Genomic DNA, 21,659 nt, shown 5'->3' with positions numbered 1-21,659 from the left:
AAGAAGCTTCTTATACGGAAGCTTCCTTTTGAAATTACCTTAGTTTTGTGACCGTAATCTAGCCAAGCAAGAACTTGGTATTAATGATGAAAAAGTATTTAGTAAAGACCATACAAAATCATATAAAAACAATGAAATTATGTATACATACAAAGGAAGTATGAAAGATAATTTTATTCTACAAGCAGAATTGTAAAAGAACTCTATTAAATGGAAATAATCATAAAAGCCCCTACATGAGAGGGCTTTTTACTTTATTCATTAAGTCTTGCGGAAAAGTATCTTCTAAGTATCTAAATGCAGTAACCTCTTCTTTTGTCATTTCTCTTACATGGGGTACCGCCCATCGCCATCAAGTTAAGAAATTCATTGTTCCCCAAAACGAAAAAATGAGCTGAATCCTCATAGACAACTGTGGAGAGATAAAATTTTCGTTTTGGGGGTACTCCAAAATATTACCTTGATGGGCATGTGGTACAGCCAACATTTTAACGAAAATATACGCTAAGCAAAATTCGACATGAAAAAACGTTGATTTTACTACTCTAGGCTATATCACCATTTGTGGTTTTGAAAAAAAGTTTAATCAAAAATATCAATTAAATTTGCATTTTGAGCCAAATAAAAATAATCCATTTTGAAAAAAAGATTAATCAAGATGGATTATTATCCAGCAGATTTAAGTTTCAGTTTTATAAAAAAGTTTGATCATTCTCTACCTGTGTGGCTCCACAATTGCGCCCTTTTCTTAAATAAATAAGAAGTCGGAAAACGATAAAAAACTCGTAATTGAGTGTTATCTTAATACAAAGGTCTTCTTCTTATCCATTGCGTCGCAACCCATTTTTCACCTTTGATAACAGGTTCACTACCATGTAAAGTGAGCTTGTTTAATGATGCATCCTGATAAAAATATTCAAAATATACCGCCATTCCTTTTTTCGGAGATACAGAAAGGTTGAGTTTTGGAAAGAAAGTCTCTCCGCCTTCTTCTACATGATTTAGGTACATGACAAGGGTACTAATACGATTGTTATTTGCTGCCGCACTGTTTTCTGCAAAAAAATCATAATGCGCTTTATATTCTTGGCCAACTGTATACTTTAAAATATGTAACCCTTCTCCATGTGGGGCAGGAACATTCATGATTGAAGCGATTCGTCTTTCGATTCTAGTAACGGCCTCACTTTCTTCTAAAAATGTACCACTACTCGTCCGAATGTTATTTATTTTGCGCGAAACACCAATTTTAGAACGTTTCATTTTATTTTTAGACATTTCAATTAACGTTTCACACTCTTCATCACTTAATACATTTGCTAACACGACAATAAGAGGCTCTTCTAATCTTGAAATAATTTGGATTTCTCTATCTTCTGTTACAATTTTGTTTCCAATGTGGTTAAAAATCGTTAGTTCCTTATTTTCCATTGTTCTTTTCCCCATCTCTCTTAAAAATGATTGAACATTATGAATATATCACACTTTTCCTTCTATTCATTTTTTTTGAAAAATTAAGGTGAGGACTGTTCCGTTATATTTTAAACATTGTCATAAAAAACCTCGACTCACTTTGGAATCGAGGTTCATAATTTTTCTCTCTATCTCATATTGTGCTAGGAAGAGTTGGTTTCTAAATCAGAAGACCTAAACTGGCAAAAAACGCACTCTCGGGGAATTTGGAGTAAAAATGGGCATACCTCTAGATGATTAAGAAAGTAGAAGCTTACAAATCTGAATAATCCAGTACACAACTTGCACGATCGTTAGCTAAAGCGCCGCTGTTGTTGTGGGATAGATTTGTTTCTTCTTAGGAGGCGTCTATGTTACTTTAAAATAAACCTTGATCAAATATGTACTAACAACCGTTGATAAATTGATAACCTTTAAGAGCATGTTTTGAAGAAAGATTGCTCAAAACCTTTAATTCTCTAATGTTTGAGACCGTATATTTTAGAAAAAAGGTTGATCATTATTTTTAAAAGACTTTATTATTCAGCAACATATTAGACTCTCTTCCTTCACACTTATCATATCTTATCCAAATTAACTTTCTTTTTTTCCTTTCGAGCTGCCCAACTCTTTTGTAGGTTTTTCCCTAATCTCCATATCCATATCGTAACAAGAACCACGTAGCCTAATATACACGACGGATTGATAATATATAACTCTACCACTTCCGCGAACCACTCCACTGAAGCCCCTTCAGAACTGGCATCTAATAAAATTAGTTTCCACATTAACCACATTCCTGTATTGAACCAAAAACCATATTTCCCCTTAATTTGGTAATTAAACCAACCTTCTCTGTTAGCTCAAAAAGAAAAAAGCGAAATCACAGATAGATTTCGGTTCATCATTTTTATAAACGGTTAAACTTTTTTCAAAACGGTGCGACTTTGTTTCAAACCAACACCATTCTCAAAAACGTAGATATTTGAGACAAATACAATTCAATTTAAAAAGTGCTGAAAACAGCTAAAAAAGCGTCTCAAACTCCACCTTTAAATCAAAATTTCAATTAAATTCGTATTATTGAGTTTCGAGAATCTCTTAGCGTATATTTTCGTTAAAATATGTGCGATATCCCTAAAAGGGGTCACCATACATGCCCATCAACTTAAGAAATTGGTAGTTCCCCAAAACGAAGAAAATATTAGCTTGATGGGCATGGGACTGAACCCCTAATACTTTATTTTAATAATGACTCTTTTCATGAAATAAAACTCAGTTATCAGTCTAAACCATTTTTTAGATCTAACAATAACAAGTGTGCATTTTTACCTTTCAGATAGTCTCTTTTATTCTAATTTCTTCATTTCTTTCAGCCGTTCTATATCCTTTTCTGAAGCCTTTTCTATTTTATACAGTTCATAGCTACCCTTTATCTCATTTATCACTACAAATTCAATTTCATTCCGAACATAGCTTTTAGTTTTTCCCTTTTTATAACCAATAACATTATCTAATATAGTTTCCCCACTATCTTTTTTATATAAATTATAGCTAACAGGTGGACGACCAATTACATACTTATTATCAGAAAATCCGACTATATCATCCCTCCCTAATCCTGTCGAAACACTCCAGACAAAAATAATCTGAAATATAGAATAAACAACAATACCGCATAAGAAAAAAAATAGGATTGATTTAAAAAATAACTTTAAAGGTATCCTGCCCAAAAACCATTCCCTCCCATTTCATCTCGGGATAGCAAGAACAAAACGTGAATTTTGTACGCTAAGGAACCGAATTTTTTAGATTGTTGAACTCAATCCCCCGTCAGTGCCATAAGAAAAAGAGTTACCGTAGTAACCCTATTGTTTATAATACACGTCATTGGGAGAAGCTATGGATGAATAAAGTCAATCTATGAAATTTCCCACAATCTTTTAACCTCCACCAATTCCTGTCCATTGAATTCCATTCTGTATATATCTGGTTTTGATGTCTGTAGTAAAAAATTCAAATCATACTTACTGTCATAATATCCCATCACCAAAGTCATAACAGCTCCATGAGTGCCTAATACTACTTTCTGCCCTCGATAGGTGTTTAATAATTCTTTTAAGACTTTTATAGCACGTTTCTGACAGTCGACATTAGACTCTCCTCCCGTTAAAGCAAAGTCGGGGTCTAAGAATGACTTTTTTATCAAAGGGAATAATTCTTTATCCGACATTCGTTCCTCTTCAGCAATAAAAATTCTCTCTTTTAAGTCTTCAAATACTAAAACTTCTTGTCCTATTTGCTTCGCTAACTGCTGAACAGTTAGCATTGAACGATTGTATGGACTTGAGATAACAGCGTCAATTCCCTCACCTTGTAATACATCTGTTATTCGTTGAACTTCTAATTTTCCTTTTTCAGTTAATCCTCTTGTTCTTTCTTTTCCAGCTTTTGGTGAATCTCCGTGTCTCACCATATATATGAAAGTTTTCATAATTGCCTCCAATTTTTTTAGGTTTCTTTATTCCATATATTGCTTATATTAATTAAAAGAACTTTCCCAATGACCATAACTAATACTCACTATAAATCCTTCTGCATGCGATACTGAAAGACTTACCAAATTATGATCAATTGCTGTCGGAAGGAAATATTAGACCGATTAAACAATGGTTAAATGAGCAAATTCATCAGTACGGAAAGTTGAAGGAACCATTACAATTACTACAGGATATTACGGGTGAAAGCTTAAATGTTCAATATTTAATTGACTATTTAATGGAGAAATATAATACAATTTATCAATTGTAGGAATACAAGGGGTACAAACCGCAAATCGGAAAAAAACCACGTTAAGCAAATTTCGACATAAAAATACCCCTTATCCTCATTATTCCATGTAGAGAACAACAAACCACTCCCCGTTCGGAGAGAGGTGTTATTCGTTCTTAAAATCTTTTATTTTTGTTTGCTGTTTTTTCTAAGTAAGGAAAGCCCTGTAAAGGAAGCTCCAAATGTAATTACAATTGCAACAGCAAGGATCCCCCAGGACACAACATTGTTAGGAATTAACCTAGCAAAATTCGATAAGAGTGCCCCTAAAGTTCCTAACCAGATTAAAGCTACCAGAAGATTAGGCAAACCTGTTTTTTTTGTCATGACTCATTCACCTCCCTTTCTCTGATTGTATCATCTGGAATAAGCGGTTTGTTGTATATTTTGAATGTATAGGATATTCATGGGAGGTTTACACAACGTCTCATTATCGGTAGTAGACAAAAAAGCTCACTTCTTATCTTTTTTCAAATAAGAAGTGAGCTTTTCTTTCTATCATTAAATTCTAATTTTTTTACCAAATAAACGATTCCAAAACGATTTCTTCTGTTCTGAAGCTGCTATTAGACGCTTGCTATCTTGTATTTCTCTTAATACTTGCATTAATTGAATATCTCTCTTTGATCTTCTCTTATTATCCTTTGAGCATCAGTTTCCTGTAAAAGTTTACTTTGCTGATCCAATCTTTGAATTAACTCTAAATTAAGTTGTTCTAATCGTTCTATACGTTCTGCTAATGCTTTTATATGTTCTGTATCTGCTACGCTATCTGTAGCAACAGTTGCTATCTCACTTTCTGTAACACTTGTCATTACTAGATTTATAGCCTGTTCTAGTGTTACGTTCTTCTTGTTCATAGCTGTTACTAGCCGTTCTATAGTTGCTACATCTTTATGAAAAAAAATTCTAGAATTATTGCTGCCGTGCTCAAAAGGATACCCGGCTTCCTCCAGGGCAAGGCAATATTTACGCAAAGTACTTGAGCCAATTCCTAAGTTCTTGGCTACCTCAAATCCCCAATAAGTTTGAGCTATATTTTGTCCTCCCTCTGTTCTAAGCTGTTCTTCAGTTGCTATATAGTGTTTTCCTTCTTTAAAAAGGTAACACCTTCTTTTCTAGATTTAAAGAAGAGTTTTCAATTGTCTTTTAAGATTGAGATTGGCCAAAGTATGGGGAGACCCCTCATATTGCGTATTAACTAATCAAAATAGTATTTAACTAGGGTAGCGTCAGGATTTTGTGCTTTTACAACGTTAAGGATAAGAAGTCTTGTGTATCAATGTTTCATAGTTCGCCCCAATAGGGTTTACCTTAATGGGACGTTTCTTGTTCAGCTAACGGGCAAAATATTTCAGTTTAACCTTTGCGGGAAATAGCAGCCCAAATGTAGAAATAGCCATAGAAACAGTAAATCGGAAATTACTTTGAGGAGGAAATCGATTATGAGCGACACACAGACATTACGAGGACTCACTACCGTCAGTTTTTGGGCGGCTGATCTAGCGGCGGCAAAGAAGTGGTATGCCAAGCTGTTGGGCACCGCCCCATACTTTGAACGCCCAGGATATGCCGAGTTTCGTCTCGGCGATTACCAGCACGAGCTGGGCCTGATCGATAGCCGCTACGCGCCCGATGGTTCGGCGAACAACCGCCCGGGCGGTGCTGTCGTGTATTGGTACGTCGACGATGTGAAAGCAACTTTCGAGAAGCTGCTGTCTATGGGAGCGAAAGAGTACGAAGCACCCACAGAGCGTGGTCAGGGGTTCATTACTGCCTCCGTGGTTGATCCCTTTGGAAACATTCTAGGCATTATGTACAATCGGCACTATTTGGAGGTTCTGGGTTCGACCGGAAAGGTGTGACCCGCATCATCGGCATTTGGCTTAACACAGGTCCAGTTTGTACTACTCACATCGCTGGTATGTTTACACAAATCTATTTTACAGACTCGATTACTCGAACAAATGAATATAACTAATTAGCATTCCGCTAGCGGATAACAATAGTGAAATAAACAAAGCCCGATTTCTCTAAACATTGTTGAGAAAAATCGGGCTTTTTATAAAGGAAAACTCTTAACGTTGTAAATCCGCATTTTCCTGACGCTACCCCATCTATAGATGACATCGCATTCATTTCTGTTGACTTTGTCAATTCTTCGGTAGTATTTGCAATTGAATTCATGTTATCAGAAAGATAAAAAAACATGTTGTTTATTTTTAGAATTGACATGACATTATATTAAATTTATACTGTCAGTAACATATTACTGTTAACGACAGTATAATGTTACTAACAGTATAAATTTTAATGTTATGATGACAAAAAATATTTTTTACATTTAATTCAGGAGGTTAGATATTTTATGAAACATACAGGGAGACATACAGGTGCATTTCTTTTGCTGTTTTTAACAGAGGGAGATAGCTATGGAGGGAAACTTCTGCAGAAATGTGAAGAAGAGCTTCCCATCAATCCAATTGATAGTGCCATCATATATCGCACACTAAAAAAATTAGAGAAAGAAGGTGCTGTTGAGTCTTATTTGGATACATCTGATCAAGATAAGCCGATAAAAATGTACAAAATTACTACAGTTGGAAAAAGAAAATTAGAAGATTTTCAAATAGATATTGAAGAAAAAATTAAGAATTTATCATTTTTCTTAAATAAATACAAAAAATGGAAGGGGTCTAATCATGATTAATGGTGCTATCCTTTACACTATAGCTATTATTCTTACCAGTATTTCTTTTATAAAAGATCGAAATAAAACAAAAGATGCTCTATTAAAGTCATGGGAAATGTTTCGTAATATTATACCTGACATGTTATCAATTATGCTTTTCGTTGGACTATCACTATCTATATTAACGCCATCCTTAATCTCTTCAATCATTGGAGAAAAATCTGGATTAATAGGTATTGTTTATTCGACAATAATTGGCTCTGTTGCACTAATTCCAAGCTTTGTTGTATTTCCCCTTGGAGATACATTAGTCCAAAATGGTGCAGGTCTTCCTCAAGTAGCTGCATTAATGTCTACATTAATGTCAGTAGGAATCACAACTTTACCTATGGAACAAAAAATATTTGGGCGAAGTTTTGCCTATTCTCGTAATGCATCTGCAGTGTTAATGTCTCTCATATTTTCGTATATTATTTGGGTGGTGATGGTATGAATGAATTAAGAAAATATCGTTTCTTTTTCATTTTATTATTTGGGCTCATTATATTTACTTTTATAAATCAATCGTTGGGATGGAGGGCATTTCAATTAACAGGAAACAGCATTTTAGATATGCTGTTTCTACTCCCTCCTGTCTTAATATTCGTAGGTTTGCTTGACAAATGGGTGGAGAAAGAAACACTAATTAGATATATGGGGAAAAAATCTGGCATCTATGGCACCTTGTTCTCTCTATTATTAGGAGTAATTGCAGCTGGTCCCCTCTACGTAGCTTTTCCAATTGCGGCACTTTTATTAAAAAAAGGTGCAAGCATACGGCACATTGTATTTTTTTTAGGAGTTTGGACAACTGCAAAATTACCGATTATTGTATATGAATTTGCTTCATTTGGAGTTAAATTTACACTCATTCACATTTGTTTTGGTCTATTATTTTTCTATTTAATGGGTATTATTTATGAGAAGTTTTATGACCAACGACAATTGTTAAAGTATGATATAACTAAAAAAGTTTAGATTTAAATCAATAAGTCTTTAAGCCCCTCCATCCCAGATTCTTTTGTAGCTGTAGCTTTTAAATAACGTTTGATCAAAAACACCTTATAAACCAGCATTTTAAGATAAGTAAAAAGAATCCACTTTGAAAAAGATTAATCAAAATGGATTCTTTTTCAGCAGATTTAAGTTTAGATTTTATAAAATTAATCCCAATGTCTATATTTATTTATCTCATTCTTTTTTCTAAATGCATCTTCTAAATCGATATCAAGTTTGTTAGCTAAATCAAAAACATTCCATACCACATCGTATATTTCTAACCCTAACTGTTCTTTTAATTCATTAATTTTTACAGAGCCAGGATCAGAAGAAATTTTCAAGACTTCTTTTGCAACCTCTCCTATTTCTGTAACCAAATATAAAGTTCTTTCTTCAATTGATGAATTCTCAAAGCCTTTATTTTTACTAAACTCTCTAACCTCTTTTTGTAATTCAGATATTTTCACATTATTCCCCCATTTTTTATTGAAGTATTCATTCTATAACTTTCTTATATAGCCGTTTAATAATTATTTCTGTTACATTTATATAATTAGTGTTAGCGGAAGTTAAATGCTAGATGCTACTTGATATGGCTGTATCCCATAATCGTGTGACAGTAAATTTCTCCTCTTGGATTGTTATTTTATAAATATCAGGATTCGTTAGACTGGCCCATTCTTCAAAACCAATTCTCTGATCAAAATGTCTAAGGATTAAAGTCATGAGATTACCATGGGTTACTAGCAATGTTGTCTGTTCCTTATTACATATCTCCTCTTTAATAAGAGTAATGACACGCTCTGTAGCTTCTCTTGTTGATTCTCCACCTTCTACAAAGAAATCTATATCATTAAATGTTTGTTTTAATACGTCTAGCCAATTGGTGATTGGTCCATCACTTAGTCTTCTTTCTGATAATCTTTCGTCAGTATGTATTTCTAAGCCTATTTTTTTAGCCAAAGGTTCAATTGTTTTTATGGCTCTTTCATATGGACTTGAGATTATTTTATCAATCTTATAATTTAAGTTGAATAAATGTGTCATTAGATTAGTAGCTTGCTGCTGACCTTCTTGAGTCAATAAGGCTCCTTCCTCTTGTCCTTCTGCTTTACAATGTCTTACAAGTATGAGTGTTTTCATAATTCTAATCCCCTTATCCTAAGTATCAGAATCTTTTCATTCGACAACTATAAGCCATTTTCCTACTTCTTATTAAGTATATTCTATACATGCTCAGTTAACATAACACCATTTATCAGCAGTCTATGTATCTAGAAACCTATAAAAGAGTCCCTTCAGACACTCTGAAGGGACTCTTCGTTCACATAATCAAGTGTTATCGGCAGTAAAACAGAAAAAGACCTGCTCACTTCTCATAAAAAAATATAGCGTAATGTAAAGCCGTTAAAATGTCAAATGCACCTGGTAGGACAAGAAAAGGTAGCTCTACATGAGTAAAGCTACCTAAGAAATTGCTTGTTTTGGAATCTTTATTTTTTTAAATGATAAGGTACAGTCGTGATAACTACATTTCTCCGATAAAGCAAGAATGCGCGAATTAGTAAGCTAGACTGGTTATGAAGAATATTGTGCCAGCCTTTCTTAGGAATAAATTGCGGTATTACCACAGTAACCCGATAATTTGCTTCAGTTGCTTTGTATTGAACTGTATCAATAAATTTGGTCAGTGGCTGAATAATACTTCTGTAATGAGAGTGCAGTGTCACCAGTCTAACCTCGGGCTGCCATTTATTCCATTTTGCTTCAAACCTTTTTTCATCTTCCCTTTCAAAAGAAACGTAAACAGCAATGATCTGGTCTGGTGAAAGAGATTTAGCGTAATTTAATGAACTCTCTACTACATGAGTCATACCAGCCACAGGTACAATGATTACATTCCCTTCAATCGGTACAATAGGTTCACAAGTTCTAAGACTTAATTGATCACCTACTGCTTCATAATGCTTTCTAATTCGATGAAAAACAATAATAATGACAGGTAAGAAAATTAACACTGTCCAAACTTGTGCAAACTTAGTTAAAAAGAACATACTCATAACTATAAAACTAATAACAGCACCCGTTAAATTAATCGTTAATTTTAAAATCCACCCTTGAGACTTTTCACGAATCCATTTTACCACCATTCCAGACTGGGACAACGTAAATGGAATAAACACACCTACTGCATAAAGTGGAATAAGATGTTCCGTTTGCCCTTGGAAAGCAATAATTAAAAGAATTGAAGCAATTCCAAGTATGATAATTCCATTTGAATACCCTAATCGGTCTCCTCTAACTGTAAACATTCTAGGTATAAACTTATCTTTTGCAAGATTAACTGCTAGTAAAGGAAAAGCAGAATAACCAGTATTAGCAGCAAGTATTAATATCAACGCTGTTGTTCCTTGAATAAAGAAATACATGAAGTTCCGTCCAAATGTTTCTTCGGCAATTTGTGAGATAACTGTTACCTCTTTACTAGGAGTAATACCATAATAATAGGCTAAATATATGATTCCTGAAAATAACAAAGCAAGTAAGGAACCCATCGCAAGTAACGTTTTAGCAGCATTTTTAGGAGCCGGATCTTTAAAGTTTGGAATCGCATTGGAAATGGCTTCAACACCTGTCAAAGCAGAACTACCTGATGCAAATGCTTTTAAAAGTAAAAACAAACTAACCCCTGCTACTGGTGTACCAATTGGTGTATGCAAATTAGGTGAAACTTCACCTGTTACAATGTTGTATATGCCTACACCGATTAATATAAATAACGCTAAAACAAATAAATAAACGGGATAAGCTAAAATAGAAGCTGATTCCGTTACTCCTCTTAAGTTCAAAATTGTAATAAATAATACAAAGATAATAGCAATAATTACATTATGAGCATGTAAGCTAGGAAAAGCAGATGTAATAGCATCTGTACCTGCAGATACACTTACTGCAACTGTTAAAATGTAGTCTACTAATAAAGATCCTCCAGCTATTAAGCCCGGATTGACACCTAAATTTTCTTTTGATACTACGTATGCTCCACCACCATGAGGATAGGCAAAAATAATTTGTCTATAAGATAAAATAAGAGCTGTTAACAATATTAATACTCCAATAGCGATTGGAATGGAATACCAAAATGCTATAGAGCCAAGTGTAGCTAAAGCAATCAATATTTGCTCCGGACCATAGGCAACCGATGATAATGCGTCAGAAGATAGAATCGCTAACGCTTTCGTTTTATTAAGCTTTTGCTCTCCTAATTCGGTTGATTTTAATGGTCTTCCAATTAAAAACCTCTTTATAGTTGAAACCACTGCTGTCCACTCTCCAATAACTTTGTACGTACATTTCTCTTTTAGTCAAATTAATAAACTGTTTTTCAGAAAACAAAAAATGTCTACAAGCCATAACAAATAGACTTGTAGACATTAATTTTTTTGTCGCACAAGCTCCACCTTCCTTCTCATATAACGCTTACGAGGTTAGCTGTCGGGTTCGGGCCTGTGAGTAGCCCTACCTCTTTTGCAAGGATTCACCCCTTGGATTATGTATCAATCCACAAAAACGGTTCCCCCGTACCATCAGGTTTCAGCGATTTAGAAATTCGAAACTGTCGATTATCATACTCTCTTATTTAGAAAAAGTAAATAAAAATTTTTATACAATAGATTAATTTTTTAGAAATAGAAGGATTATGATGATCATGTATGATATTACTTCATAAGTGAACATAATTTATAATATCAAGTTAGGCTAGGAGGAATTATATGTCTAAAGAAAATAAACCCTTTTTGTCTGATGAATTTTTAGATGAAGTTGTTAAAGAGATTAATCAACTATATGGTGATTCCACAAAGGAACAAAATGATGTCCCCAGCGTATAATCGTTGTATGAATGGATTCATCAAAATTTATAATAGGGGTCCCGGTATATCGCCATCAAGCTAAGGCGGCTTGGTATCCTCATAACTAAAAAAATTACAACGACATATGTACGTCCAAAATTTATAGATGAATTGCAATTGTCTTACAGTTTTTGCACCAGAACCACGGACAGTTTATCCCCCACCTAACTTCTTTGCTTTCTGTCGAACTTTGAGGCAGGGAGTTACTGCCCGCAAATAGCGGGATAAAGATACATACATTCATCTCTGCTATTCACAACTAATAAAATTCTTTTAAAAATAATAAAGGCGTTTAAAAGATAATAAAGTTGTTTAAAAATGACAGCCGACACTTAAATAAATAGTGGCATATTTTTCAAATTAAGGTACAATAAAAATAAAAATTTTAATTCAACAAACGGATAGGAGAGGTACATTTGAAACAAGCATTAATCATTATCGATATGCAAGAAATCTTTTTTTCAGAAGAAAAAAATTACTTATATCAGCATGAACAGTTGCTTGAGAATGTGAATATGGTGATTGACTGGGCAAAAACAAAGGCGATACCCGTTATTTTCATCCAGCATACAGATCAAAATCCATCAGATGAAATGGCGAAGGGTAAGTATGCTTGGGAATTACATAAAGGGCTGCACCGAGAAAGTAGCGATATCGTCATCGAGAAAATCACGTGGGATTCCTTCTATCAAACCAATTTAGAGAAAACATTAAAAAATTTGGGTATCGAGCAACTGATTTTTGTGGGTGCTCAAACCGAATTTTGCTTAGATACGACAATGCGAATTGCCTATAGCAAGGGCTATCAACAGAATCTGCTAGTAAAAGGCGCGCATAGTACATTAAATAGTAGCCAACTTAGTGCGGAACAAATTATAGAGCATCATGAATCTGTATGGAACAACCGTTTTGTGCAAATACAGCCGATTGATTTGTATAAGTAATAAGAGCTATTGTGAAGATTCGCCAATCAAATTAAACAACTTTATTATTCATTTTCAAAACAGATAATATTTTAATTATCGAAAGTTAAACAATTTTAAGGGGACATACTACAATTATAAGTAGCATGCCCCTTTAGTTTTTATATCAGAATTAAATGTAGTGTAGTGCTTTAAGAAAAAAGACAAATCCTTTTACGAAAAAAATCCCAACTTTCTAGATAAAAAGTTGGGATTTTTTGATTTCTAATAGACTTAGGGGAATGAATAATATTCTTCACTTATTCAAGAAAAGCCCCCGTTAGTTCAACAAAAGCCTACCCTTAAATCCACTCTTTTCCATGTTCACGAATGAATTTAATATCGTTTTAATAATGTTCAAGATGCCCTTCATCATATAAAAGAAAACGATATAAAACAACTGACGCTAATAAACAACGAATTTAAACAAGCCATTGATGAGAAGGATTCAAAACGTACAATGAACTTAGACTTACAATTTCATAATATAATCGTATCGATCGCCAATAATACATACATTGAGCCTTTCTTAGCAAGCATACAACTTCATGTATTGCGTCTTGAATATCTTTTCTTCCAAAATTTCGTTCCTGCCATCCAATCTATTGAGGAACATAACGCAATCATTCAAGCATTAATAAATCGTGACTCCGTACAAATGGAAAAAATAATGTCTCAAAACTGGTTGCGACCAATGAAAGAGATTCAAAAAATCATTTCTAATAGTGCTTGTTCAGAAGGAAGGATAAAGAGAGCCGAGCAGTTCGAGGCGCGGAAGCCAGGAGGATACGAAGTGTAGCTGGAACTACATGAGTACCGGACTGGCGATGTAACGAAGAAATGCGACAGCTATCTTTACCGGACTTTTTGAACATCCTCTAATATGTAGTTTATTTTTATCGTTCACATAAAAATCCCCTTAAGTTCGATACACTTAAGGGGATTTATGTTCAGCGCTCTATATGACTATGCATGAACCTCTGCATATTTCTCAATGTCTTTATACTCTTGTTCTAGTTCGTCTAAGGAAAGCTCGTATAATTGTCGATCGAGAATCTTAAACACACCTGCCCCAATTAACTGATCAATTAAATGCCTCTTACGATTTTCAACAGCAAAACGGAGTTGATTACTCATCTTTTTAAAAACTCCTTTCTACAATCATTGAAAATGATAATCTTTATCAATTACCACTTTGATTATAAAAGATGATAGTTTAGAAGTAAAGTAATTTCATGAAATATTTACCTTACAAACTGTTTGTGGCCACATTATATATATATATGTTCCGCAAAAGATGTCATGACACTTTTTAGTATCTTTTTTCTCCGAGTTTAAAAACAAGTAAACTAAGTGCAAGCGAAACCGCATCGCTTAACATATGCCCTGCATCTGATAACAGCGCTAAACTATTTGTTACAACTCCGCCAATGACTTCCGCAACCATAAAGCTCGTTGTTAATATGAAGGCAAGCATCAATGCTTTTTTATTTTGTGAATGCCCATGATTATGTGAATACTCCATAGGTTCGATATGCGTTTTAAAAACTCGCATATCCAAGTCTTATTCTTCCATACGTTTCTTTTGCATCTTAGTTGCAACTTCACTAGACAACACTTCATTCTCTTCATGCAATTTTTTTATGATATTATCGTAATCAATCTTGTTTCTATTTTGACTTAACTTATATTGTGCTTCTATTTCATTCACTTTGATTTCGATCCCAACAATTCCCTTCATCTGTTGTTCTATAAAGGAAGGAGATAATGTGTCCATAAGTACGGAATTCGCTCTACCTGTTTCATACTTTTCTAGCATGAGAGTGAGCGATTCCTTCATCGCGTCTTCACTAACCCTCTTTCCAGTTCCATATATGTGAACAGTCATATAGTTCCAAGTCGGAACATTTTCATGATCATACCAAGAAGGTGAAATATATGCATGTGGTCCTTGAAACATCACCAATAATTGTGCATTTCCCTCTATATTTTTCCACTGCGGATTGGGACGTGCAAGATGCCCACATAAATATAAATCATCTCCTCTTTCTTCTACTACAAATGGTAAATGAGTGGCAATCGGCTTTCCATCTTGATAAGAAACCATCGTAGCAAATGAATGCTCTTTTATAAACTCTATCACTTCATGTTTATCTTCTACTCTGAAATACTTTGGAATATACACCTTTAACCTCTCCCCTCTTTCACCTCGTACTCTTTTCGTTATATGTACTGACAGTTCCTTTTTTCTCAATAAAAAACATGACTACTTTCTTTCGTTGCTCATATCGTTTAGTAATAAGAAATAATAAAAGGAGTGGAAAAATTGAAACGACTATTTCTTTGTATGGAACGTGAACTAATTGTGGTAGAAGAGAAAAATGGAGATTTCAAAGTACAATATCACTTACAAAAAATGCAGCCAACTTGTATTGCAATTGACCCATTTCAACCAAATCGCATATATTGTGGGACATTTGGACGAGGATTATGGTTAAGCGAAGATAAAGGGGATTCGTGGAAGCCAATTGGCGATTCTTGCAGTTACTTTGATTTTCATAAAGAACAAGGAATTATTCATTCAGCTATTACTTCTATTGCTATAAGTCCCATCAAACAAGTTAACGGTTATGGTGTTGTTTATGTTGGAACAGAACCAAGTGCTTTATTTTATTCAGAAAATGGTGGTGAAACGTGGGACGAATGCAAGGGAATGAAATCATTACTTTCTTCGTATACATGGGCATTTCCCCCTAGACCTTTTACCCACCATGTTCGATGGATTACAATGGATCCACATAAAAAAGATAATTTCTATATTTCAATTGAGGCAGGCGCTGTCATTCGAAGTAGAGATAACGGACAAACATGGGAAGATAAAAAACTCGGTGGTCCTGTCGATGCACACCAACTTCTCATGCATCCGCATGCTCCTAATCGTCTTTATGCATCATGTGGAGATGGATTTATGGGTGATCCTGATCGTGCATACGTCGAAAGTTATAATGGAGGAAACAGTTGGGTTTCATGTAGTGAAGGTTTAGACCATCACTATTTATATAGCATGGCAATTGATTCTGCCGATTGTGATACAATTCTCGTTTCTGCTGCATCAAGCCCTGATCTAGCTCATCACCACGTACCGTATGAATCTTATATTTATAGAAAAACAAAGAATGAATCTTTTCAAGCGGTTCATCACGGATTACCATCTCCAATCGGAACTGTGATTTCCATGCTAGCAACCAATCCTACAGAACCTCATACGTTTTATGCTTTGAATAATAACGGTGTATTTCACTCTAAAGATGCAGGACAAACGTGGAAACAGTTACCTATTTCATGGAAAGAAGAATATACAACGCAGCATCCACACGCTTTATTGATTACTTCTTAATACAAAACAAAGGACTGTCCTATGTAAATAAGACAGTCCTTATATCTCTTACTTCTTCAAGTCAATAACGATATCATCTAAAACAATATCTTTATTTTCCCCTTCTTTTTTAGGTACTTCAATTTTCTTCTCTTTTCCACCGCTCATTTCTACTCCACCATGGTTTTCAGGAGTATGGATTCGCAAGTTAACATGAGGAGTGACAATAAGTTTCGTTGCATTTTCATTAAGCTTTTGGAATGTTGTACTCCAATTGATATTATAAGAATCCTTACCTGATCCTCCATTCCCTTTCCCAGAATAATGATTTCCTAAATCGTCTTTAACTTCTAACTCAACATCTACATCGTCCCATTCATTCCTTGTATTTTTGGAAACTTCTTGATTGTAGTAAAGAATAAATGACATTGGTGACACTGCGATTTTCTCCATATTTACTTTTACGCCATCTTTTTCTGAACTTCCACTAATCGTTCTTTCTTTACTATCCGTTGCCTTTACAGTAAGAGCAAAATTCCAATTCCCTTTCACTTCTTTCTTTTTATCTGGTATTTCTATACTGTCTATATTCCATCTAATATTTATAGCATCTTTTTTATTTCGATTATGATGAGTAGCCGTCGCTAAGCCTATATACTTTTTGTCAGCAACTTTAGAAATTCTAGAACTTCCTGTCCCCCCATCAGATTCCATCGCATCTAAGTTACCAAATATAACTGGTTTATCTCCTAAATCTTGCTCACTTTCTATAGAATATGTTACTGATACAGTTCTCCCATCAAAAATTGCATCATTGATAGTGACTTTAATTCCATTACTTTCTCTTGTCATATTCATTTCTGTAGAAAATCCCTTATAATTCTCATAAAGACCTGTTCTGTCATTATCTAAAAATCGAAAAATATCACCTACTATAGGAAGGCTCCCGGCATAAGTAGGAAATCCTAACCCCAGTGTCGCAGCTGATAATCCTACTAGAATGGATGCAGCAGCAATCCTCTTTTTCCAGCTCTTTGTTTTTTTCTTTTTATGTATAGCTTGTTCCAAATTACGTTTCACTTTTTCCTTTTCAAATTCAGAAGCTTCTATTTCCTCAAATTCTTTTTCATCTATTTCAATCTCATTTAATAGCTCATAAATGTCTTTCATACTACACTACCTCCTAAACTAAGATTCGTAGCACTTTTTTGTAGTTTCTTTTTCCCTCTATAAATTCGATTATCTATCGCAGCTCGAGTTAAACCAAGTTTTTCTCCTACCTCCTCAGTCTTTAAACCTAGAAGAAACTTCATGATAAAAATCTTTTGATCCACAGGCTCTAATTGGTTGATTAGTTTTATAAGTTCATTTCTGTCTTCTATTAAAATCAATTCATCTTCCACTGATTTTTCTGTATTCACTTCAATATCATTTGTAGTAATTTCTACTTGCTTAGTAGCTTTTCTGTAGTAATCAATCGCTTTAAACTTAGCAATCGCTGCAATCCATTTTTTAAAATCAGCAGAATCGCCATGAAACTTATTTGCATTGTTCCAGATTGAAAGAAAAATATCATTAATACATTCTTCTATGACACCATCATTTTGAAGTGGCATGAGAACTTTATGAGTGATTCCTTTCATTAATGGCAAATATTTATCCACAATAAACTCTAATGCGTCTTCTTCCTGCCGCTTTAATCGTTTAATAAAATTTTTATCATTTGACTTCATATATCCATTCCCCTTAATTTTTGTAAAAGCTTTTACACCTTATATAACGTATGGAAAAAGATTTTCTCTCACATTTACAATAAAGTGAAACTTTAATCAGTGGGGCTTTCTTCATCCCCCACTGATTATTAGTTGAACCAATCGGGCTTTTACGTACTTACATGCAGTTTACCTCCCACCTATCTTCTTTCCTTCTTGCAGAACTTTAAGGTGGATGTATTACTGCACCCGAATAGCGAGATAAAATATTTTAATTGATATCGACTGGTCTAATATTTATGGAACGTACCTTTTAATATAAAACATCGACCACTTTGAAATAAAGCGAGCTTGGGACATATATGTCCCAAGCTCGTTGTTTGCATTATTTTAATGTGCACAGTCTCTGTTTTCTGTATCAATCGACCAGCCAATAATTGTTGCACAATCCCTTCCTTGCCATTCCTGTACATGCTTCAGTACACGCTCTATTTGAAGTTGATTTTCCTCATGTAATGCTTCATATAAAAATTGATCATCATCAAATGTTCGCTGTCCACACTCTACTACACCATCAGTAACCATTACGATATGATTCATGCCATTTGGCAGTTCACGAACACCTGAAGTAAAGCATGATGTATTTGCTGAAAAAGCATTTTCTCTTCCAATGCACTCATAAAATTTACGTTGATTTAATCTACCTTTTCCATTCTGCAATTGTTCAGGTTGAAACAAATAGGCAAAGCATTCTCCGACTGATAGCCAATATAAAAATTCACCTTTCCGTAAGCAAATGAGACAAGCTGTTTCACTGTTTTCCTGTTCACATTTCTGAATAAATGCCTCATCTGTAAACAATGCTAATAAATACATATGTGTATGATGAAATGCAAGATTGACCGGATACGCAAATAGTTCTTGTAACTTCTCTTTTCTTTCACAAATTTCTTCTATGATAAAATGAATATTTTTTGCTTTATGATGAGCATCAAAAATCATAACAAATTCAAAGTCTAACTGTGGATCACACCAAGCGAGTACCGCATCTTCTCTTTTCTCTGTGTCTGCACCAACGTCTTGATTTCCACCATATAACCCGATTGAAAGAGGACCACATTTTTCAACATGTATTTCGTCTAGATATGTCTTTTCATGACCAATCCATTTAAATGTATTCATTCATATCATCCTCTCTCTTACTCATTGCATGCCCTTACGCTAAGAGTACCGCATCTTTCAAGAAAAATAAACTTTTTCACGAATTTTTACGTAATAAAGAAGGAAATTAATTCTTATATAACGAATATATCGTATTGTAAGATATAAAAAGCCTAAAGGAGAACATCACATATGGAAAACATCAATCATAATTGGGAAATGATTTATTATCACTTACGGTATGAATACGAAGACAGTCTTTCTCACCAAGCAGTTCGGATTTTGCAAATCATTTCACGAAAAAAAGCTGCTACAATTGGACACGTTGCATCAGAATTAAACCTCTCTCACAATACTGCATCTGAACATATAAAGCGTCTTATTCAAAAAGGATTCATTATAAAAGAACGAAATAAACAAGACGAACGTGTAGTCAATGTTATGTTAACGGTAGCAGGCAGTAACACTTTAGCAAAACATACCTTATTAGATGAAGAGAAACTGACCATACTACAATCTCGTCTATCAGAAGAAGAAAAACACCTAATTGAAACTGCCTTTTCTTTATTAGCAAAGGAGGCAAAACATGTCTTTTCTCGTTAAGGTTCTCGCCTCCGCCTTCATTATTGGTGGCGTAACAGAACTTGCCAAACATTACAGTACAATTGGCGGTTTTATTGCCGCTCTTCCGCTCATAAGTTTGCTTAGTTTATTTTGGATTTCTGTTGAAGGTGGAAGCAAACAAGACTTAAGTCAATTCGCTTTAGGCGTTCTATATGGATTTCCGGCATCCGCACTGCTGTTATTAATTGTATATTTCGGGTTACGCAATGCCTTTTCTCTTAGTACTTCTGTATTATTTGGCGTAGGGGTTTGGTGTATTTTATTAGCTTGTCAAAGAATTTTTCAAGCTTAGAGGAGGATTATGAGGATATTTATAGATATTTTCGGAAAGAAAGTTGAAATGTGTATGAAAGGTGACAGGCCTCAAACGATTGTCATTCAAACCGGGGTGGGATGTTCATTTTACGATTGGATGCCAATAGCAAATGAGCTTTCTTCCAATTACAAAGTCCTTCTCTTTATCTATAAAAAAGGAAAGCAGCCTTCACTGCTTTCCTTTTTGTCTATTCGTAGTCTTCCTCTACATCTTCCACATCGTAATACGTATTTCCGTTATTCACATAAATTGGCCCATTCGCAACATCAACGCGAAGTACCCATGCCCACGGTACAGCCAATCGTTCATGTAATGCTCTCCAAAATACCATCGATTTTCTTTCATACTGCTCAAATTCCTGAAGTATATCTTTGTAGGAGGCACCGTCTAACTGAATATTTGCTTCCAGCAAACGAGAATAGGCATAGTGCTGTAATTCTAGCTCAGCTGCAACTTCCATTTCTTCTGGTGTTGCCATACCAATAATTGTTCCATCTGGTGGTACGATTTCATATACATTGTTCACTTCAACAACTTCTCCCGGAAGAGATGACAACCTTTTCTCTTTCTCGAACATATAAACAGCCTCCTTTATAATACAATTTTTTATGCTTCAGCTCATACTTCGCTAATTGTTATATACTTTCCTGCTATTTTGATAAAATGTTACAAATTATTCAATATGTGAAGCACTCGATTCTATCGTACATTTATTCTCTATTCTTATTACAGACGTTAAATTCTCTCCACAAAAAGTTAATTTATATATATCAGGCATATGTAGTCTTCTCCAAAAAGCAATATCATATTTAGAATCAAAATAATTCATAATAAGCACCATAAGATTTCCGTGCGTTCCAATAACAATGTTGCCACCTTCATATTTCTTTAATATCTTTCTCAAACATGCAACCCCACGCTTTTGCGCAGTATTATTCGATTCTCCACCAGCAAAAGAAAAAGCAGGATTCTCCCATACTCTCGTAATAGCTTGTTCAAAATCTACTACTGGAATTTTACTTAACAACCTTTCTCGAAAATCTTCTTCTAACTGAATGGATAAATCAAAATGTTTTGCCACGCCTTCAATTGTTTGCATCGCACGTTTATAAGGACTAGAGATGACAACATTTATCTGTTCGTTTTTTAATAACATAGTGACATTGTGTGCTGCTTTCCGTCCTTTTTCAGATAACGGACGCTCTCTTTCTTCTGGTATATATGTAGAATGTGCGTGACGTACGAAATAAATGTGATTCGTTTCCACTATTCTTCTCACTCTCCTTTTCCCCCGCTATTCGCGAGCAGTAAGATCCCCATCTCAAGATTCAGAGAGAAACAAAGAAGATAGGTGGGGGATAAACTGCTCGTAAAAGCCCGATTGGTAAGGGCTAATTCTCAGTGGAGATGAAGAAAAACCCCACTGAGAAAAGTTTCACTTTATAAAACCATAACATAAAAACGCCTTTCATTTAATTGAATATTCAATCATTCATTCACTTTTCTCCCAAAACAAAAAAGTGAGATGTCATCTATCGGCATCTCACTTTTGTTTACATAATAAAATTATATTATTATAATTT

Annotated in this window: 24 protein-coding genes, 3 pseudogenes and 1 riboswitch; of the genes and pseudogenes, 11 read left to right on the top strand and 16 right to left on the bottom strand. The window is 34.5% G+C overall.

Annotation, left to right across the window (positions count from 1 at the left end; all coding sequences use genetic code 11):
• Positions 1-801 precede the first annotated feature (801 nt).
• From QUF99_RS11800 to QUF99_RS11790, 3 genes are all read right to left on the bottom strand, one after another.
• Entirely contained in the window at positions 802-1,446 is a 645-nt protein-coding gene (locus QUF99_RS11800; RefSeq protein ID WP_289370236.1) for a 2OG-Fe(II) oxygenase, read from the bottom strand.
• Between the two features lie 1,355 nt (positions 1,447-2,801).
• Positions 2,802-3,185, bottom strand: a complete 384-nt coding sequence (locus QUF99_RS11795; RefSeq protein WP_289370235.1) for a hypothetical protein — start codon at positions 3,183-3,185, stop codon at positions 2,802-2,804.
• A 188-nt stretch (positions 3,186-3,373) separates the two neighbouring features.
• The gene (locus tag QUF99_RS11790) at positions 3,374-3,946 is read right to left on the bottom strand and encodes a histidine phosphatase family protein (RefSeq protein WP_289370234.1); all 573 of its coding nucleotides are present in this window, start codon (positions 3,944-3,946) and stop codon (positions 3,374-3,376) included.
• A gap of 95 nt (positions 3,947-4,041) precedes the next feature.
• Here QUF99_RS11790 and QUF99_RS11785 point away from each other — a divergent pair, with 95 nt between their 5' ends.
• Entirely contained in the window at positions 4,042-4,263 is a 222-nt protein-coding gene (locus tag QUF99_RS11785; protein WP_353958422.1) for a hypothetical protein, read from the top strand.
• A 147-nt stretch (positions 4,264-4,410) separates the two neighbouring features.
• Here QUF99_RS11785 and QUF99_RS11780 read toward each other — a convergent pair whose 3' ends face one another.
• Both QUF99_RS11780 and QUF99_RS11775 read right to left on the bottom strand, forming a co-directional pair.
• Entirely contained in the window at positions 4,411-4,611 is a 201-nt protein-coding gene (locus QUF99_RS11780) for a hypothetical protein (RefSeq protein WP_289370233.1), read from the bottom strand.
• Between the two features lie 174 nt (positions 4,612-4,785).
• Positions 4,786-5,321, bottom strand: a pseudogene (locus tag QUF99_RS11775) (DUF3967 domain-containing protein).
• 408 nt (positions 5,322-5,729) lie between these two features.
• On the opposite strand from QUF99_RS11775, the gene QUF99_RS11770 reads away from it, so the two are divergent.
• The 4 genes from QUF99_RS11770 (at position 5,730) to QUF99_RS11755 (ending at position 7,993) form a co-directional block, all read left to right on the top strand.
• Complete coding sequence (locus tag QUF99_RS11770) at positions 5,730-6,149, top strand: VOC family protein (protein ID WP_289370232.1); 420 nt, start codon at positions 5,730-5,732, stop codon at positions 6,147-6,149.
• A 503-nt stretch (positions 6,150-6,652) separates the two neighbouring features.
• Complete coding sequence (locus QUF99_RS11765) at positions 6,653-6,994, top strand: PadR family transcriptional regulator (protein WP_286121470.1); 342 nt, start codon at positions 6,653-6,655, stop codon at positions 6,992-6,994.
• On the top strand, positions 6,987-7,469 hold the full coding sequence (locus QUF99_RS11760; protein ID WP_289370230.1) for a hypothetical protein: 483 nt from the start codon (positions 6,987-6,989) through the stop codon (positions 7,467-7,469). The genes QUF99_RS11765 and QUF99_RS11760 overlap by 8 nt, the downstream gene beginning before the upstream one ends.
• Complete coding sequence (locus QUF99_RS11755; protein WP_289370229.1) at positions 7,466-7,993, top strand: permease; 528 nt, start codon at positions 7,466-7,468, stop codon at positions 7,991-7,993. The genes QUF99_RS11760 and QUF99_RS11755 overlap by 4 nt, the downstream gene beginning before the upstream one ends.
• 185 nt (positions 7,994-8,178) lie before the next feature.
• Here the strand turns inward: QUF99_RS11755 and QUF99_RS11750 are convergent, their stop codons facing one another.
• The 3 genes from QUF99_RS11750 to QUF99_RS11740 all read right to left on the bottom strand — a co-directional run bounded on the left by QUF99_RS11750 (position 8,179) and on the right by QUF99_RS11740 (position 11,334).
• The gene (locus tag QUF99_RS11750) at positions 8,179-8,481 is read right to left on the bottom strand and encodes a MazG nucleotide pyrophosphohydrolase domain-containing protein (RefSeq protein WP_289370227.1); all 303 of its coding nucleotides are present in this window, start codon (positions 8,479-8,481) and stop codon (positions 8,179-8,181) included.
• 109 nt (positions 8,482-8,590) lie between these two features.
• On the bottom strand, positions 8,591-9,157 hold the full coding sequence (locus QUF99_RS11745; RefSeq protein ID WP_289370225.1) for a histidine phosphatase family protein: 567 nt from the start codon (positions 9,155-9,157) through the stop codon (positions 8,591-8,593).
• Between the two features lie 350 nt (positions 9,158-9,507).
• A complete protein-coding gene (locus QUF99_RS11740; RefSeq protein WP_289370224.1) occupies positions 9,508-11,334 on the bottom strand; it encodes an APC family permease in 1,827 nt (608 codons plus the stop codon).
• A gap of 141 nt (positions 11,335-11,475) precedes the next feature.
• Positions 11,476-11,624, bottom strand: a riboswitch (cyclic di-AMP (ydaO/yuaA leader).
• Positions 11,625-11,787: 163 nt separating this feature from the next.
• Between QUF99_RS11740 and QUF99_RS11735 the strand changes: the two genes are divergently transcribed.
• From QUF99_RS11735 to QUF99_RS11725, 3 genes and pseudogenes are all read left to right on the top strand, one after another.
• Positions 11,788-11,904, top strand: coding sequence for a bacitracin ABC transporter ATP-binding protein (locus tag QUF99_RS11735; RefSeq protein WP_289370223.1), 117 nt, complete (start codon positions 11,788-11,790; stop codon positions 11,902-11,904).
• Between the two features lie 437 nt (positions 11,905-12,341).
• Positions 12,342-12,869 (top strand): isochorismatase family protein, encoded by a 528-nt coding sequence (locus tag QUF99_RS11730; protein ID WP_289370222.1) that lies wholly within the window; start codon positions 12,342-12,344, stop codon positions 12,867-12,869.
• Between the two features lie 376 nt (positions 12,870-13,245).
• Positions 13,246-13,686 (top strand): annotated as a pseudogene (locus QUF99_RS11725) (GntR family transcriptional regulator); the annotation flags it as partial.
• Positions 13,687-13,853: 167 nt separating this feature from the next.
• Here QUF99_RS11725 and QUF99_RS11720 read toward each other — a convergent pair.
• The 3 genes and pseudogenes from QUF99_RS11720 to QUF99_RS11710 form a co-directional block, all read right to left on the bottom strand.
• Entirely contained in the window at positions 13,854-14,024 is a 171-nt protein-coding gene (locus QUF99_RS11720; RefSeq protein WP_286124397.1) for a Fur-regulated basic protein FbpA, read from the bottom strand.
• Between the two features lie 184 nt (positions 14,025-14,208).
• A pseudogene (locus QUF99_RS11715) lies at positions 14,209-14,412 on the bottom strand (cation efflux transmembrane domain-containing protein); the annotation flags it as partial.
• A 39-nt stretch (positions 14,413-14,451) separates the two neighbouring features.
• The gene (locus tag QUF99_RS11710) at positions 14,452-15,072 is read right to left on the bottom strand and encodes an FMN-binding negative transcriptional regulator (protein WP_289370221.1); all 621 of its coding nucleotides are present in this window, start codon (positions 15,070-15,072) and stop codon (positions 14,452-14,454) included.
• Between the two features lie 141 nt (positions 15,073-15,213).
• Here QUF99_RS11710 and QUF99_RS11705 point away from each other — a divergent pair, with 141 nt between their 5' ends.
• Entirely contained in the window at positions 15,214-16,284 is a 1,071-nt protein-coding gene (locus QUF99_RS11705) for a WD40/YVTN/BNR-like repeat-containing protein (RefSeq protein WP_289370220.1), read from the top strand.
• A gap of 48 nt (positions 16,285-16,332) precedes the next feature.
• Here QUF99_RS11705 and QUF99_RS11700 read toward each other — a convergent pair whose 3' ends face one another.
• From QUF99_RS11700 to QUF99_RS11690, 3 genes are all read right to left on the bottom strand, one after another.
• A complete protein-coding gene (locus QUF99_RS11700; protein WP_289370218.1) occupies positions 16,333-17,433 on the bottom strand; it encodes a DUF4179 domain-containing protein in 1,101 nt (366 codons plus the stop codon).
• On the bottom strand, positions 17,430-17,996 hold the full coding sequence (locus QUF99_RS11695; protein ID WP_289370216.1) for a sigma-70 family RNA polymerase sigma factor: 567 nt from the start codon (positions 17,994-17,996) through the stop codon (positions 17,430-17,432). The genes QUF99_RS11700 and QUF99_RS11695 overlap by 4 nt, the downstream gene beginning before the upstream one ends.
• A gap of 369 nt (positions 17,997-18,365) precedes the next feature.
• Positions 18,366-19,157, bottom strand: a complete 792-nt coding sequence (locus QUF99_RS11690) for a PP2C family serine/threonine-protein phosphatase (protein ID WP_289370215.1) — start codon at positions 19,155-19,157, stop codon at positions 18,366-18,368.
• Between the two features lie 171 nt (positions 19,158-19,328).
• On the opposite strand from QUF99_RS11690, the gene QUF99_RS11685 reads away from it, so the two are divergent.
• On the top strand, positions 19,329-19,739 hold the full coding sequence (locus tag QUF99_RS11685) for a MarR family winged helix-turn-helix transcriptional regulator (protein ID WP_289370213.1): 411 nt from the start codon (positions 19,329-19,331) through the stop codon (positions 19,737-19,739).
• A complete protein-coding gene (locus QUF99_RS11680; protein ID WP_289370212.1) occupies positions 19,723-20,052 on the top strand; it encodes a DUF3147 family protein in 330 nt (109 codons plus the stop codon). Before QUF99_RS11685 ends, QUF99_RS11680 begins: the two co-directional genes overlap by 17 nt.
• A gap of 211 nt (positions 20,053-20,263) precedes the next feature.
• On the opposite strand, the gene QUF99_RS11675 is transcribed toward QUF99_RS11680, so the two are convergent.
• On the bottom strand, positions 20,264-20,674 hold the full coding sequence (locus QUF99_RS11675) for a hypothetical protein (protein WP_289374627.1): 411 nt from the start codon (positions 20,672-20,674) through the stop codon (positions 20,264-20,266).
• A 75-nt stretch (positions 20,675-20,749) separates the two neighbouring features.
• Positions 20,750-21,355 (bottom strand): histidine phosphatase family protein, encoded by a 606-nt coding sequence (locus QUF99_RS11670; protein WP_483298598.1) that lies wholly within the window; start codon positions 21,353-21,355, stop codon positions 20,750-20,752.
• Positions 21,356-21,659 lie beyond the last annotated feature (304 nt).

It is taken from the genome of Bacillus sp. DX4.1 (genome assembly GCF_030348195.1).
Classification (GTDB): domain Bacteria; phylum Bacillota; class Bacilli; order Bacillales; family Bacillaceae_G; genus Bacillus_A.
Note: the sequence above shows the minus strand (reverse complement) of the source record. Positions and strands in the feature narration are given on the sequence as shown.

Coding starts and splice junctions, on each gene's coding strand:
- QUF99_RS11800 (WP_289370236.1), bottom strand. CDS start 1,446: ATGGGGAAAAGAACAATGGAAAATAAGGAACTAACGATTTTTAACCAC.
- QUF99_RS11790 (WP_289370234.1), bottom strand. CDS start 3,946: ATGAAAACTTTCATATATATGGTGAGACACGGAGATTCACCAAAAGCT.
- QUF99_RS11780 (WP_289370233.1), bottom strand. CDS start 4,611: ATGACAAAAAAAACAGGTTTGCCTAATCTTCTGGTAGCTTTAATCTGG.
- QUF99_RS11770 (WP_289370232.1), top strand. CDS start 5,730: ATGAGCGACACACAGACATTACGAGGACTCACTACCGTCAGTTTTTGG.
- QUF99_RS11765 (WP_286121470.1), top strand. CDS start 6,653: ATGAAACATACAGGGAGACATACAGGTGCATTTCTTTTGCTGTTTTTA.
- QUF99_RS11760 (WP_289370230.1), top strand. CDS start 6,987: ATGATTAATGGTGCTATCCTTTACACTATAGCTATTATTCTTACCAGT.
- QUF99_RS11755 (WP_289370229.1), top strand. CDS start 7,466: ATGAATGAATTAAGAAAATATCGTTTCTTTTTCATTTTATTATTTGGG.
- QUF99_RS11745 (WP_289370225.1), bottom strand. CDS start 9,157: ATGAAAACACTCATACTTGTAAGACATTGTAAAGCAGAAGGACAAGAG.
- QUF99_RS11735 (WP_289370223.1), top strand. CDS start 11,788: ATGTCTAAAGAAAATAAACCCTTTTTGTCTGATGAATTTTTAGATGAA.
- QUF99_RS11720 (WP_286124397.1), bottom strand. CDS start 14,024: ATGAGTAATCAACTCCGTTTTGCTGTTGAAAATCGTAAGAGGCATTTA.
- QUF99_RS11700 (WP_289370218.1), bottom strand. CDS start 17,433: ATGAAAGACATTTATGAGCTATTAAATGAGATTGAAATAGATGAAAAA.
- QUF99_RS11695 (WP_289370216.1), bottom strand. CDS start 17,996: ATGAAGTCAAATGATAAAAATTTTATTAAACGATTAAAGCGGCAGGAA.
- QUF99_RS11690 (WP_289370215.1), bottom strand. CDS start 19,157: ATGAATACATTTAAATGGATTGGTCATGAAAAGACATATCTAGACGAA.
- QUF99_RS11685 (WP_289370213.1), top strand. CDS start 19,329: ATGGAAAACATCAATCATAATTGGGAAATGATTTATTATCACTTACGG.
- QUF99_RS11680 (WP_289370212.1), top strand. CDS start 19,723: ATGTCTTTTCTCGTTAAGGTTCTCGCCTCCGCCTTCATTATTGGTGGC.